The sequence below is a fragment of the Hymenobacter arizonensis genome, assembly GCF_900115775.1.
GTDB lineage: Bacteria > Bacteroidota > Bacteroidia > Cytophagales > Hymenobacteraceae > Hymenobacter > Hymenobacter arizonensis.
Genome location: NZ_FOXS01000001.1, coordinates 770,215 through 784,391, shown reverse-complemented (window position 1 = coordinate 784,391; position 14,177 = coordinate 770,215). Strand labels below are relative to the sequence as shown.

General features: G+C 58.8%; 14 protein-coding genes. 5 read left to right on the top strand and 9 right to left on the bottom strand.

Going from position 1 to position 14,177, the window contains the following annotated elements; all coding sequences use genetic code 11:
* Window positions 1–10 precede the first annotated feature (10 nt).
* A complete protein-coding gene (locus BMZ66_RS03290; RefSeq protein ID WP_092668921.1) occupies window positions 11–571 on the top strand; it encodes a flavodoxin family protein in 561 nt (186 codons plus the stop codon).
* An 84-nt stretch (window positions 572–655) separates the two neighbouring features.
* Here the strand turns inward: BMZ66_RS03290 and BMZ66_RS03285 are convergent, their stop codons facing one another.
* The 6 genes from BMZ66_RS03285 to mnmA all read right to left on the bottom strand — a co-directional run bounded on the left by BMZ66_RS03285 (window position 656) and on the right by mnmA (window position 5,976).
* The gene (locus BMZ66_RS03285; RefSeq protein WP_092668919.1) at window positions 656–856 is read right to left on the bottom strand and encodes a hypothetical protein; all 201 of its coding nucleotides are present in this window, start codon (window positions 854–856) and stop codon (window positions 656–658) included.
* A gap of 63 nt (window positions 857–919) precedes the next feature.
* The gene (locus BMZ66_RS03280) at window positions 920–1,510 is read right to left on the bottom strand and encodes a riboflavin synthase (RefSeq protein WP_092668917.1); all 591 of its coding nucleotides are present in this window, start codon (window positions 1,508–1,510) and stop codon (window positions 920–922) included.
* Between the two features lie 120 nt (window positions 1,511–1,630).
* On the bottom strand, window positions 1,631–1,963 hold the full coding sequence (locus BMZ66_RS03275; RefSeq protein ID WP_143080034.1) for a hypothetical protein: 333 nt from the start codon (window positions 1,961–1,963) through the stop codon (window positions 1,631–1,633).
* Between the two features lie 126 nt (window positions 1,964–2,089).
* Window positions 2,090–3,784, bottom strand: a complete 1,695-nt coding sequence (locus BMZ66_RS03270) for a S8 family serine peptidase (RefSeq protein WP_177204576.1) — start codon at window positions 3,782–3,784, stop codon at window positions 2,090–2,092.
* 183 nt (window positions 3,785–3,967) lie between these two features.
* A complete protein-coding gene (locus BMZ66_RS03265) occupies window positions 3,968–4,789 on the bottom strand; it encodes a hypothetical protein (protein WP_092668911.1) in 822 nt (273 codons plus the stop codon).
* Between the two features lie 29 nt (window positions 4,790–4,818).
* A complete protein-coding gene (gene mnmA, locus BMZ66_RS03260) occupies window positions 4,819–5,976 on the bottom strand; it encodes a tRNA 2-thiouridine(34) synthase MnmA (protein WP_092668909.1) in 1,158 nt (385 codons plus the stop codon).
* 562 nt (window positions 5,977–6,538) lie between these two features.
* Between mnmA and BMZ66_RS03255 the strand changes: the two genes are divergently transcribed.
* Window positions 6,539–7,126, top strand: coding sequence for a BLUF domain-containing protein (locus BMZ66_RS03255; RefSeq protein WP_092670244.1), 588 nt, complete (start codon window positions 6,539–6,541; stop codon window positions 7,124–7,126).
* Between the two features lie 53 nt (window positions 7,127–7,179).
* On the opposite strand, the gene BMZ66_RS03250 is transcribed toward BMZ66_RS03255, so the two are convergent.
* Window positions 7,180–8,601 carry a sugar transferase gene (locus BMZ66_RS03250; RefSeq protein ID WP_234794955.1) on the bottom strand — a complete coding sequence of 474 codons (1,422 nt, stop codon included), beginning with the start codon at window positions 8,599–8,601 and terminating at the stop codon, window positions 7,180–7,182.
* A gap of 260 nt (window positions 8,602–8,861) precedes the next feature.
* Between BMZ66_RS03250 and BMZ66_RS03245 the strand changes: the two genes are divergently transcribed.
* The 3 genes from BMZ66_RS03245 to BMZ66_RS03235 all read left to right on the top strand — a co-directional run bounded on the left by BMZ66_RS03245 (window position 8,862) and on the right by BMZ66_RS03235 (window position 11,131).
* Window positions 8,862–9,521, top strand: coding sequence for a protein-L-isoaspartate(D-aspartate) O-methyltransferase (locus BMZ66_RS03245; protein ID WP_092668907.1), 660 nt, complete (start codon window positions 8,862–8,864; stop codon window positions 9,519–9,521).
* A 247-nt stretch (window positions 9,522–9,768) separates the two neighbouring features.
* Complete coding sequence (locus BMZ66_RS03240) at window positions 9,769–10,287, top strand: acyl-CoA thioesterase (RefSeq protein ID WP_092668905.1); 519 nt, start codon at window positions 9,769–9,771, stop codon at window positions 10,285–10,287.
* A gap of 70 nt (window positions 10,288–10,357) precedes the next feature.
* Entirely contained in the window at window positions 10,358–11,131 is a 774-nt protein-coding gene (locus tag BMZ66_RS03235) for a hypothetical protein (RefSeq protein ID WP_092668903.1), read from the top strand.
* A 254-nt stretch (window positions 11,132–11,385) separates the two neighbouring features.
* On the opposite strand, the gene BMZ66_RS03230 is transcribed toward BMZ66_RS03235, so the two are convergent.
* Together BMZ66_RS03230 and gatB are read right to left on the bottom strand one after the other, a co-directional pair.
* A complete protein-coding gene (locus tag BMZ66_RS03230; RefSeq protein WP_214606945.1) occupies window positions 11,386–12,501 on the bottom strand; it encodes a TlpA disulfide reductase family protein in 1,116 nt (371 codons plus the stop codon).
* A gap of 168 nt (window positions 12,502–12,669) precedes the next feature.
* Window positions 12,670–14,127, bottom strand: a complete 1,458-nt coding sequence (gene gatB / locus BMZ66_RS03225; RefSeq protein ID WP_092668899.1) for an Asp-tRNA(Asn)/Glu-tRNA(Gln) amidotransferase subunit GatB — start codon at window positions 14,125–14,127, stop codon at window positions 12,670–12,672.
* Between the last annotated feature and the right edge of the window lie 50 nt (window positions 14,128–14,177).

The window sequence follows — 14,177 nt, the reverse complement described above, 5'->3', positions numbered from 1 at the left end:
TGTTTTCCACATGAATGACGTAGCGCGCCACTTCTTTTTTCTGCTTTGCAGCACCCGCAGCCTGGGCAACAGCGAGCAGTTGGCATATTGCGCCGCATACCCGTTGCCTCCCCAAACCAAACAACGGTGGCTGCACCTGCGCGACTTCTCCCTGCCGGAGTTCATCGACATGCGGCACCACGGCTCCTTCCCGGTGCCCACCGGCAACGTGCAGAAGCTGCTGGATGCCACCCTCGAAGCTACCGACCTGGTGCTCGCCGCTCCGTTGCTCTGGTACAGCCTGCCCGCCGCCGCCAAGCACTACCTCGATTATTGGTACGCCTGGATGCGCACACCCAACTTGGAGTTCAGGGAAAAAATGCAGGGCAAAACTTTGTGGGCCATTATCGTAAGCAGCGGCAGCCAAGCCGATGCTGCTCCCCTGGAGGCCTCCCTGATGCTGACGGCCCAGGCCATGGGCATGCACTGGGGCGGGCTACTCTATGGCACCGGCTCGCGCCCAAACGATATTCAGCAAGATGCAAAGGCCCTGCAGCGGGCCCGTACTTTCTTTCAGGGCGCCCCGGCCTAACTTAAGCCCATTTGCTTCTCCGGTTTCGGCTGCCATCCTAAACCAAAAAGCCCCGTTGAGAGCTCAACGGGGCTTTTTTTGTGGCTACTTAGCGGGCTTTCGGTTGCCGGTGTGGCCGTCGCCTCTATCGCCCTGGCCGGGCTTGCTGGTCTTTTTGGAGTTGTGTTTATCGTCTTGCGACAAGGATTTATTCAAATCGACCGAATCGGTAATTCGTCCTTTTTCATCGCGGCGGATGTATCGTTTGTCGCCCTCGTTGGGCTCGATTAATTCTCGTTTCGACATGGCGGTAAATGCGTTACGTGAGGGTTCCTCTTTCTACGCAGCTACCGCCTTCAGGTTCCTCGCTTATTTACCCAGCAGCTTGGCCACGTACTTTCCTACAATGTCAAACTCCAGGTTTACGGTTTCGCCCGCGCGCAGCTGCTGAAAGCTGGTGTGCTCGTAGGTGTAGGGAATGATGGCCACGGTGAAGCCTTCGTCGGTGCTCTCGAAGCAGGTCAGGCTGGTGCCGTTCACGCAAATAGAACCTTTCTCCACGGTGAGTCGGCCGGGGCCAGGCGCGTGGCCAAACCGAAACAGCCAGGAGCCGTCCTGGTCGGTCACGCTCAGGCAGGTGGCCGTGGCGTCGACGTGGCCTTGCACAATGTGGCCATCGAAGCGGCCGTTGGCGGCCAGGCAGCGCTCCAGGTTCACGTGGCGGCCAAGCTGCCACTGGTTCAGGTTGGTGACGCGCATGGTTTCGTCGATGGCCGTGACCACGTGCGTGCCGGCGGCGGGGTTCACGGCCACCACGGTCAGGCACACACCGTCGTGCGCCACGCTTTGGTCAATTTTCAACTCGGCGGCAAAGGGCGAGGCCACCGTGAAATGGCGGTTGCTGCCCTGATTGTCAACGGCTACTATGGTGCCCAGGGCTTCAATAATTCCAGTAAACATGAAACGCGGATTTGGTCAGATTTGGCAGATGCCATTGATTTTATGCAAAGAACGGCACCCTGCGCCAGGGTGCCGTTCTTAAACTTGGCAGCGCTATAACCGCGCGGCGGGCCGAAAAGATTAACGCTCGCTTTTATCCAGTGCTTTCCAGTCAAACTCCCCGCCTTCGCGGCGGCGGAGAAACACGGTTTGGTCGTCTTTTTGGGTTTTGCCAAAGGTGAGGTCGGCGCGGCAGTCGATGCACTTCACCGAGGTGTACTTGAATTTATCCTGCGCCACGCGGCTGGTCAGGTCCAGATTATCCGAGCCGCAAAGGCCGCAATTGGGCACGTCGGGGAAGCTAAGCCGGTCATACTCAGCCACGGTTTCATGGAAATTATTGCCCTGCACCGTGAAGTGAAACTGGCGGCGCCCGATGCGCTTGGAAATCATCATTTGCAACATGTACTGCAAGAAAATGGTAGTGAATTGATGCTTTAAAATTACAAAATATAGCCCTCAAAAACAAGCTGATATACAGCGCTGCGGGCATAAAAAAAGGCGCCGTGCAGCGCCTTTTTTTATGCCTTGAAAAGGAGGTTATTGCTGCGTGAACTTCACCGTGCGACGGGCGTCGCGGGTGCTTACTTCGCACGTGTAATTGCCCTTGGCCAACCGGCCCAGCTGCAGGCCCGCGGTGCTGCTGGCAGTGGCTGCAACCTGCTGGGTAGCTACCACGGCCCCACGGGCATCGAGCACCCGCACGCGCAGGGGCTTACCACGGAGCACCGAGGGCAAGGCTAGCGTGACGGCTCCGTCGCCGGTGGGATTAGGGAATAAGCTCAGCGCATCACCATCCAAGTCCTTGTTGTTTTTCGAGCTTAGTGGCGCATTGGGGTTTAGGGCGTTGTAGGCCGTAACAAAGTTGGGAATGCCGTAGCCCAAAGCGGGGCTTGGCGTGTTGGCCTGAGAGGCCGTGTTGCGCAAAGCGGTAATCACTTGCTGAGCCGTCAGCGTGGGATTGGCCTGCCAGAAGCCCGCGGCCATGCCGGCCAGAATGGGACAGGCAAATGAAGTACCGTTGCCACGGTATGCGGCCCCGTTGGGGGAAAGAACAGCGGCAGCCCGGCCCATGGCCATCAGTGTCGGCTTGATGCGGCCATCGGAGGTGGGGCCGAACGAACTAAAGCTGGCGTGGTTACCTAAAGAGTCTACTGCGCCTACCGACATAATGGAGTCGGCATCGGCGGGTGCCGAGATGTAGCGCCAGGAGCTACTGCCTTCATTGCCGGCCGCATTCACCACCAGAATACCCACGTGCGCGGCAATGGTAGCCGCCCGCGAGCTGATGGCCGTACGGCCGTTCATGTCGGCGTAGGTATAAGAAACCGAAGGAGAATCGAACGTGGTGTAGCCCAACGACGAGCTAATGATGTCGACTCCCACCGAATCGGCGTATTCGGCTGCGGCCAGCCAGTTGGCTTCTTCAATGGGATGCTCGGAGCTAACATCCTCCGTAATGCAGAGATGATAAGTTGCTTTGGGGGCGCTGCCGATGTATTTGCCCGACTCGTTGGCGGCCATGGCCGACAGGCAGTTGGTGCCGTGGCCGCTGCGCAGAAACACGCTGGTGCCGCCGTCGACAAAGTTGCGGGTGCCCGCCAGCCGCTGCTCCTGGAACAGCGGCTGCAAGGCAGAAATCTGGTCAACGCCGGGGAAACCAGCATCAAAAACGGCAATCTGCATGCCTTCGCCGCGGAAGCCGGCATCGTGCATGGCCAAGGCGCCAATTTGCTCGTTCTGGCGGTAAGCGGGCCCGTATTGGGCACGCGTGGCCAGGGTGCCGCGGGCGGCTGCGGGCGGCACTTGCGTGGGGGCCGCCGTGGGGCTCACATCCCGGAAACTGCGGTTGAGCGTAGCTGCGCTGCGCACCGGGGCCAGCGCCATGACGCGAACCAGGGTAGCCGAGTCGCAGGACACGACAGCCGCATTAAACCAGCGCGAGGTGTAGTGAATCTGGGTGCCGGCCACGCCGCGCACCTGCGCCACGTAGGCGGGGTTCACGGGCAAGTCGCGCGGCAATACGGCAATGCCCTGCCGGTTTCGGCGGGCCACCGAGCGGGCCGACAAAAACTCTTGGGGCTGGGCTACCGAATACGGCGAACCGGCTTTGTCCCGGAAGTACACCAAATGGCGGCGCACCGTGCCCTGCGCCGAGACCGGCGCGGCCGCCACTAAGTTAACCAGGCCAGCAACGGCCAAAAATACCAAGCTTTTTATTGAGGAAGGCACCATGGCAAAGAGTAAGCTGGAACTAGTGGATAGTGGATTGCGCATTGCGGTATACTTGCCATTGATACTCAGGGGAAATCTTTGTTAAGCCCAAGATTAATGCCTAACAACCAACGCTACCATAAAGCATAACCTCCCAAGGCATCAACCGCCAATTGACCTGTTTCTGTTCAAATAGATGCACCCCTAGCGGGGGCCGTGGTCAATCAGCGTTTCGCGGCGCGTGAAACCCGAGACGTACGCCCGAGGCGGGTACACCTGAATGCCGCCCGCCCCTACGTAAGTATAGGGCAGGAAATACACGCGCCGCCGAAACACAGGGCCCACTCCTTTGGCAAACACCTGCCGGTAGCTGGCCTGCTTCACCAGGCTGTTTTCGGCCGCGGCCCCGGTATTGGCGGTAGTCACCGTGACGGGGTACGACTGCGCCGGCACACCGCCCGACGCCGCCAGGGTAAAGGGCAGCCCGATGGCGCTATACTGCCGGGTTTCGGCCGTGATAGTGTCGTTGAAGTTGTTGTTGAAGGCGTTGAAATTCCACGAGCGGCCTTCCCGCACCGGAAATATCAGCTCCACGGAGCGCGCGTTGTTGCGGTTCAGGGTCACAAACTGTTCGTTGGCGCTGAGCACGAAAACGCTGTCGTCGCGGAAAGCGGCCGTGGTCCCCACCCGTTTTGAGCGCACCATGCGGTAGGCTTTTTTGCCCGCTGCATCCGTCAAAATCTCCGTGATGGTCTCCTTCAGTTGGTAGGTGCTGTCGCGCGGCACGCTAGCTATGAGCTGCGAGCCGCCTACACCGCCAGAAGCCCGGCTCCAGGTAGTGTCCACTACGGCGTAGGTCCAGTAGTTGCCCACCGCAATGGGGTAATAGTCCACGCCGGTTTCGGGCGCGGGCATCGACTCGTTTTTGCATCCTGCCGCACCCACGGCCAGCCCGCCCGCCAAAAGGGCCACGCTGGTGCGGCGGGCGAAGTGTTTAACCAGGAATGCGGCTGAAATGAGATGCATAAAAAGGGTAGATGAAAGCAGGAAAGCGCTTAGATGCCGGCCTCTGCGGCCGCAAAAGGTAAGGGGAATTCGCCGATTACGTGGCGCTCAATCCAGCCGCCGCCCAGCACGTCGTTGCCGTCGTAGAACACGGCCGCCTGCCCGGGCGTGATGGCGTGCACGGGCTCCTCAAAATAAACACGGATTTTTCCGTCCAGTTCTTCCAGAAAAGCCGGCGCGCCGTCGTGGTTGTAGCGCACCTTCACCACGGCGGGCACCAGGCCCTGGCCCGCCAGGCTGGCCTGCTTGCCCATGTTCAGCTTGCCAACCACCGTGGCCGTACTGGCCAGCTCGTCGTAATTGCCGAGCACCACCTCGTTGGTATCGGGCCGAATTTCGAGCACGAACGCGGGATAACCCAAGGCTACGCCCAGGCCTTTGCGCTGCCCAATGGTGTAGAACGGGTAGCCCTCGTGCTTGCCGATAACGCGCCCGTTTTTGGTCACGAAGTTGCCGCCGGCCACCCGCGCCTCCAGGCCCGGCACGCGCCGCCGCAGGAAGCCCCGGTAGTCGTTGTCGGGGATGAAGCAGATTTCGTAGCTCTCCGGCTTGTTCACCAGTTCGTTGAAGCCCCGGCGGCGGGCTTCGTCATAAATCTCGGTTTTGCGCATGCCGCCCAGCGGGAACAGCGTGCGGCTCAGGCTCTCCTGGCTCACGCCCCACAGGGCATAGCTTTGGTCTTTGTTTTCGTCTAGGCCTTTGCTTACCACAAAGCGGCCAGTATCTGCATCCTTGCGAATGTTGGCATAGTGGCCGGTGGCGATGTACTGGCAGCCCAGTTGGTCAGCGCGGCGCAGCAGCGCATCCCACTTGATGTGGGTATTGCAGAGCACGCAGGGATTAGGGGTGCGGCCGGCGAGGTACTCGTCGGTGAAATTGTCGATAACGAAATCACCGAACTCGTCGCGAATGTCGATGATGTAGTGCGGAAAGCCGAGCTGCACGGCAATGTCGCGGGCGTCGTTGATGCTGTCGAGCGAGCAGCAGCCGGTTTCTTTTTTGGAACCGCCCGCGCTGGCGTAGTCCCAGGTTTTCATGGTCATTCCAACCACTTCGTAGCCTTGTTCGTGTAGCAGCACGGCGGCTACGCTAGAGTCGATTCCGCCGCTCATGGCAACGAGTACTCTTCCTTTTACTTCGGTATTCATAGGTAATGTAATTCACCCGGGACTTGAATGGTCCAGGCTAAATAAGGTCCTGCCCTTGCCCCATTCGGCCCTGATTGGGACTTTCCTGCGGCTTTTTCCGCACGTTGCGCGGCAGTGCAAGTGCCCCGTGCCGTGGCAGCTGAGCTAAAGCAGCTTCGCGTTTTTTCAGCAGCGCGGAGCGGCATAAGAAGCGTTGCCAAACTGCTAGTTGCGGGGCCAACTTTAAAACCTGGCCCACCAGCGCGGGGTACTTGCGCTACAAAACTACGGACGGCAGCGTTTCGTTCTTGGTTATGCTCCAAAATCCTGCGTCACCGGCTTGGCACAAAACTCTAATTATCAGCATTAAGCTCACTTTTAGCCCTCTACTTTCCCAGAAAAGTTTTAATAAGGCACAGTAGAAATTTACCCTCTGTGCCGAGCCAGCCACATATGCTGCACTACGGCCAGCTTAGCGTGTCGCAGCCCGGCTACCACTTCACGGGGCCCGAAACCTGTTTGCTGCAGAGAATGATTTTGCGGGAGACGCATCGTTATAGCCAAGTCAGCGTACAAGATGTCCATGCTCAACCTCCTCACTACCGAGGTCCACCCTTGGCGCGCTGAGGATTGGGCCCAGGCTCTACTCACTACCTCGCCCCTACCTCGCCAACGCTACGAGCGCCAGCTGCTAGCCCGCTATCAGCACGGAGAGCTAACGGCTGAACAGGTTCGGGGACTGCTCGAAGCGAGTCAATACCACATACTCTACCGGAGTCACGCCACGCATCCCACCACGGAAGTACAGCTTCAGGCATTGCTCCGCAAGTGCCGCCCTTACAACGCCGCACACGGAATTACGGGCTTGCTGCTCCACAGCAATGGCTTATTTGTGCAGGTGCTGGAAGGGCCCGAGGCCGCCGTGTGTAACCTATACGCCCGCATTAAGCAAGACGTCCGCCACTCGCAGGTAGTCACCGTGAGCGAAGGCAAAGGGCCGGCCCGGCGCTTCGGCCACTGGGATATGGGCTTTGGGCGCGTGGCTTGCGCTGCGGTAGTGCGAGCCTTCGACACCGTGCTGGCGCAAGACCTCCCCCCCGGTACCCAGCCCGACGATACGCTTCTGCAAGCGCTGCTAAACGCGTTTGACGTAGAAGAGGGAGCCGCATAAATAGAACGGCTTGCTCGTGTCGAATACGCCCACAGTTTTGGGCTTGTATCCGATTACTTCCCGCGGCCTTCCACGATGATTTTAAGGGTGTAGAGCAGCACCCGGAAATCCATGGCCAGGCTCATATTCTCGATGTAGAGAATGTCAAACTTCAGGCGCTCAACCATCTGGGCTACGGTTTCGGCGTAGCCGTATTTTACCTGGCCCAGCGAGGTAAGGCCCGGGCGCACGCGGTGCAAATGCCGGTAATGAGGGGCGATTTTCACGATTTGGTCGATGAAATACTGCCGTTCGGGCCGGGGTCCCACAATGCTCATGTCGCCTTTAAGCACATTCCAGAACTGAGGCAGCTCGTCGAGGCGCACTTTGCGCATGAAGCGGCCCCACTTGGTGATGCGCGGGTCGTGGTCGGAGCTGAGAGCAGGGCCGGCCTTCTCCGCGTCGACGTACATGGAGCGGAACTTGATGATGCGGAACGGGTGGCCGTTTTTGCCAATCCGCACCTGCCGGTAGAACACCGGGCCCGGCGATGACAGCTTCACCATCAGGGCTGTAAAAGCATACACCCAGCTGGCCAGCACCATAAACAAGGCCGAACCCAACACGTCGATACCCCGCTTCACAACCACCTGCCACACGGGCAGCAAGTCCTGCTTGATTTCGATGAGTGGCGTCCCAAACAAGTGGTTCACCTTCACCGAGCCCAGCAGCATTTGGTAGAGGTCGGGTAGGATGCTCACTCGGGCGGGCGTGCCCTCCAGCAAGGCCAGCAGCTCCTGAATTAGCTGGTGCTCGCGGGGCTCAATGGCAATCACAATTTGCTCGATTTTCAGGGCGCGCACCAGGGCCGGCACCCGCTGAAGCGAACCCCGGGCCGGCAGCTGCGCTGCCAGTTCGGGGTCGATGGTGTCGCCCACAGGAGTGAACCCCACCATTTTCAGGCCCAGGTGATGGCTCGTACGGGACAGCTCATGGAAAGTATTCAACGCCAGTGCGTTTGAGCCAATCAGCAGCGTTGGGAAAGATATTCGCTTCTTTCTAATCTGGCGCTGCACACTGCTAACGGCCAAAGTCCGCAGCACCGCCGTTATAAAGAAATGCAGCAGGAAGTACGCCGTAATCGTCTTATAATAAAGCCGATAATTGATAACTCCTTCGTCATCGAGGAGCAGGGCAAAGAAAATTACCACGACTCCCAGCACCGAAACGCGGGCCAGCCTAATGATTTCAGCAAGGCGCGACTTGCGGAAAATGTCGCGGTATTCGCCGATGAGAACGTACAGAACCGTCCAGAAAATGGCAACTGCCAGGGCCGAATAAGTCAGGTCGAACAGGGCTGCCTCCGTGAAGCGGTAGCCCGTCATTTCATTGAGCAAGTACTTGCGCAACAGGAAGAAACACATCCAAGCCAACAAAGCTGCCCCAAAATCGGCAGCCACGAGCTTGGCGTATTGAAAGCGGCGAATCAGCAGCAAAGCGACGGGTTGGGTAGTATTTTAGCGGCCGGTAGATGAAAACCGCGCCGGGCAAAGGTAGGAACGAAGGGCAGTGTGCAGTTATCGATTTGCAGGAACGCGCTGCGCGCGAACAACTATTGGTTGGCAATGAGCTGATTTATATTTGACTTTTTCCGTGCTAATCACTTGTCCTGCTTCACCCAAACGCGTGTCTACTGTTGGCTTAACTGCTGGTCGAAACGGCAGCCGGCAGCTCATCGATAAATGGCAATTACGACTTGACTTACACTGATACATATCGCCACCAGGGCCAGCGCAGGGCACTGGTGCGCGAGCTGCGCCAGCGCGGCATTCACGACGAGCGGGTGCTGGCAGCCCTCGCGGCTGTGCCGCGGCATCTGTTTTTTGAACCGGCTTTTGAAGCCCATGCCTACCAGGACAAGGCCTTCCCCATTGGTGAAGGCCAGACCATTTCGCAGCCCTATACGGTGGCCTACCAAACCCAGCTGCTGGGCGTGCAGCCCACCGACCACGTGCTGGAGGTAGGCACCGGCTCGGGCTACCAATGCGCGGTGCTGCTGAAGCTCACGCCGCACGTCGAGAGCATAGAATTCAACGAAGTATTGTTTGCCCGCACCCGGCACTTTCTGGCCGCGCTGGGGGCGCACGGTGCCGCCCTGCATTGCGGCGATGGCTCCCTGGGTCTGCCCGAACGCGCCCCCTTTGATGGCATCCTGGTTACGGCCGGCGCACCGGGCCTGCCGCCGGCCTTGCTACGCCAGCTGAGGGTGGGCGGGCGGCTTGTAATTCCGGTAGGCGACAACCAGACCCAACGCATGGTGCGCGTGACACGCGAAGGCCCCGAGTCGTTTGTGCGGGAAGAGTTTGAGGTGTTTCGGTTCGTGCCACTTTTGGGCGCAAGCGGCTGGCGGCAGTAGCTCCTAGCTAAAACAACAATCAGCCGCGCCGGAGTTTACAAAGAGACTCAAGCCTAACGGCGACGTTTTCACCACCAAGATTAGTAGTAAACGCTACCCAAGGGACAAACGCTCACTAAAACTCCTAGCTCGCGCTCAGGACTTTCTTGATACCTCGAAAATTTCCGCAGGAGGCAAGCCTTACCTTTGCACGGGCATTGCAAGGCCCTTTCTGCAAGCAAATTTTTACTGCTCACTCTTTTCGCTGATGCGCAAGCAAAAACCTGTCGCCAATTCGTTCGTCATCATGACCGAGCTGGTGCTCCCCAACGATACCAATACCCTGAACAACCTCATGGGTGGGCGCATGATGCACCTCATGGACATTGCCGCGGCCATCTCGGCCCAGAAGCACTCCAACCGCATCGTGGTCACGGCGTCGGTCGATAACGTGTCGTTTCGCGACAGCATTCGGCTGGGCAACGTGGTTACGCTGCAGGCGCAGGTAACCCGGGCTTTCAGCTCGAGCATGGAGGTTCATATCGACGTGTGGGCCGAAGACATTCCGAGCGGCACCAAGATGAAGACCAACGAAGCCTTTTTCACCTTCGTGGCCGTCGACCAAGCCGGGCGGCCCATCGACGTGCCCGAAGCCATTCCGGAAACAGACGAGGAAATCCGCCTCTATGATGGGGCCCTGCGCCGCCGTCAGCTTCGCCTTGTGCTGGCCGGCCGCATGCAGCCAGCCGAAGCCCAGGAGCTAAAAGCCTTGTTTGCATTGGAATAGCCGGTCTTTCGCGCTACTTTTAGCTAATTGCTTCCCCGCACCCACCGGTCTTCATTCCTTTTCCCTGGCCATGTCTGCCGAAAAGCTAGCTTTCCTGCAAAACTTCTATACTGACGTCACGCTCTATGTGCCGGCAGAAGCACCCGCTTCAGCGGCTGCCACTCCGGTAGCGACCACTGAGGCACCCACGCCCGCCCCACCTAAGGCCCTTGCACCAGCGGTGGCCACAGCTCCCGCTGAACCGGCACCTGTCCGGATTCCGCAACCTTCCAAGAGCTACAGCCATCCTTCCGCAGGACTGGAAAGGCTTTCAGCTGGCTTCAACCAACCGCCCGCCTTTCCCGAGCCGCCCGTGGTGCCAGCTGCCCGCGTAGTGCCTCCAGCCATTCTGGCGGCAGAAGTTGCCCCCGTAGCGGCGCCCGCCGTGCCCCCGGTTATGCTCACCCAGTTCACCACGCTGGGCAACAACCCCGAGGGGGTGGTGCTGTTGTTTCGGTTGCCCAAGGAGCAGTTCCTTAAACTGCACCGCAACGTATTTCTCAACAAAATGCTCCAGGCCCTGGGCTTGGTTATGGCCGATGTAGTGCTGGTGAATGTGGAGGCCGAACTGCCGGTAGCGCTGGCCAACCTGCGTCGGGAACTGGCAGCCACGCACATAGTGGCCTTCGGCAAGAACCTGCTCGACGCCACCATTCGCAATACCCAGATTTACGAACCCGTCCAGTTCCCAACGCTTGGCCTCTCCTATCTGTCCTCCGCTACGGTCGACTTGGTCGAGTACGACGTGAGCCTCAAGAAGCGCCTCTGGCCGGGCCTCAAGGCCATGTTCTTACAGCACCAATAGCAAGCTTGGCTGTGCGAACAGTGGGCAGCGTAATGCATTAATCGAACGGATGTAGAGACGCAATATTTTGCGTCTAGGCGTTGAACGAAACCCGAACAATGTTTACCTAACGGCGCCGATGCCGAGACACCAAGTGTGACGTCTCTACACTTGTTCGGCAATAGTACCGCTTATTTGCCTGCCTGCATTCCTATGTAAAAGCAAACGGGCCCGGCTTCTAAAAGCCGGGCCCGTTTGCTTTAAACTTAAATAACCTATTTCAGCACCTCGGCCAATTTAGCAGCCAGAGCTTCACCGCGCAGGTTCTTAGCGATGATTTTCCCTTTGGGGTCAATCAGGTAAGATGCAGGAATAGACTTCACGCCGTAGGCTGCCCCGCCCACGCTGTTCCAGCCCGCCAAGTCTGAGACGTGGTGCCAGGTCAGGCCGTCGGCGGCAATGGCTTTCTCCCACTTGCCTTTGTCCTGGTCCAGTGACACGGAATAGATGGTGAAGCCTTTGTTTTTAAACTGATTGTAAGCCTTTACCACATTTGGGTTTTCCTGGCGGCAGGGACCGCACCAGCTAGCCCAGAAGTCGAGCAGCACGTACTTGCCACGCAGGCTGCTCAGGGCGAGCGTACCACCCTCGGGCTTAGGGAGGTTAATTTCGGGAGCCGTGGCCCCGGCCGCCGTGGCCCGCATGGGCTCCAGGCGAGCCGTCAGCTCCTTGGTGAAGGGCGAGTTCGGGTTGGCTTTACGCTGCACGGTAGCCACGGAGTCAACAAACTGAAACTCCTCTTCGGGATTGAGGAAGGCCCCGACCGCAAACCCTCCCACCACGGTGGTTACATTCCGGCGAATCAGCGATTTAATCTTGTTGTTGTTACGGCCCTGAATCACGTAAAATTGCTTTTCGATGTCCTTCATTTCCTCGGCTTTTCCGGCTTGGCCGGCGGCATTATAGCGCTGCCCCAAGCTTTCCATTTCGCCCTTTGTGCCCTGCATTACCTGCGTGAGCTGGCGCAGTACTTCGGCGTCCTTGCTGCCCTTCACGGTGTAAGTCACGGGCAGGCTTTTGGCATCGCCGCTGACCTGCACCTTGGTCTTGTTGTCGAGCATCAGCAGCACTTGGTTGGCGTCGTCAACTTTCAGCTGGAAGATGCCGGGCGTAGCACTGCTGCCCTTGAGCGTGAAGCTGCCCGAAGCATCGGTTTGGGCCTGACCTTTCTCCACAAACTGATTTGAAACCAGCTCCGACAGGCGCACCACGGTGCCAGCGGGCGCATTCTTGAGTTGGCCCGAAACCTCGTATCCATCGGCCGCATCGGCGTTTTGGCAGGAGTTGGCCATGGTCAGCACAGTGGCAGCCAGGAAAACAGATTTAATCATGTTGGAGGGTTGAAGCATACGCTGAAGCTTGTGCGTAAAAATAGCCAACGCAGGCCATAAAGAATATTGTTCCAAGGCACAGAGCCGGTAGCCTCGTGAAAGCAGAACCGCGCAGCAACGCCGCCCTTCGGTGGTGCTGCTGCACGGTCCTGAAAACGCTTTGCAGCCTTATCCGTCCAGCGCTGTACGCAGCAACTGGTTGGCCAGTTTGGGGTCGGCCTTGCCACCGGTCAACTTCATTAGCTCGCCCATGAACATGCCCGTGAGCGACTTTTTGCCGGCGCGGTACTCCGCTACTTTGGCGGGATTGGCGGCCAGCACTTGCTGCACCAAGCCAGCCAGCTCGCCATTATCAGCCTGCGTCAGCAAGCCCAGGCTCTCGGCCGCACCGGTGGCGTTGGCCTGCGGGTGCTCAAGCAAGTGCGGGAAAAGCTGCTTGGAAGCTACTGAGTAATTGAGCTTACCCGCATCAATGAGGTCAATAATGCCGGCCAGCTGAGCGGGGTCGAGGGGGAAGTCGGCCATGGTCAGGGCCCGCTCGTTGAGGTAAGACTTCACCGGACCCATCACCCAGTTAGCCGCGGCCTTGGCGTTGGGGGTCAGGCGCGAAAGGTCATCGAAGAACAGGGCCACTTCTTTCTGGTCGACCAGCACCGAGGCGTCGTAGTCGTTCAGGCCCAGCTCGCCGGTGAAGCGGGCGTAGAGCTGCTGCGGCAGGGCCGGCAGCTCGGCGGCCACGCGGTGCAGCCATTCGTCGGAAATAACCAGCGGGGGCAAGTCCGGCTCGGGGAAGTAGCGGTAGTCGTTGAGGGTTTCCTTGCTGCGCTGGCCGTTGGTGGTGCCGCTGGCGGCGTCAAAGCCGCGGGTTTCGCTGTCTACTTCCTCGCCGGCTTCGATGATGGCAATTTGCCGCTCGACTTCGTAGGCAATGGCGCGCTGCACGTTGCGGAAGGAGTTCATGTTTTTCACCTCCACCTTCATGCCGAACTTGTCGGCCCCCTTCAGCATCACCGAGATGTTGGCGTCGCAGCGCAACGAACCTTCCTCCATGTTGCCGTCGCAGATGCCGAGGTACTCCACCAGCTTCTTGATTTCGATGAGGTAGGCGTAGGCTTCCTCGCCGGTACGGATGTCGGGCTCGCTCACAATCTCGATGAGGGGCACGCCGGCACGGTTCAGGTCGACGAGGGTTTCAGTTTCGCCGGCCAGGTGCATGCTCTTGCCCGCGTCCTCCTCCATGTGAATGCGGGTAACGCCGATTTTCTTCACCGTGCCATCGCCGAGGCGCACGTCGACGTGGCCGTCGTGGCAAATCGGGGTTTTGTCCTGCGTAATTTGGTAGCCCTTGGGCAGGTCGGGATAAAAGTAGTTTTTGCGGGCAAACAGGTTGTCGCGCCGAATCTGGCAGTTGGTGGCCAGGCCCATTTTCATGGCAAACTCCACGGCTGTGCGGTTCACCTTAGGCAGGGTACCGGGGTGGCCGAGTGTAATGACCGAGAGGTTGGTGTTGGGCGCTACACCGTACTCGTTTTCGTCCGACGAATACATTTTGCTGTGGGTCAGCAGCTGAGCATGTACTTCAAGGCCGATAACGGGCTGGTATTTGGCAAGAATGGCTTCGTCCATATCAAAAAAGCGGGGTACTAAGGGCTATTTGCCCCTAAAGGTAACGCCTA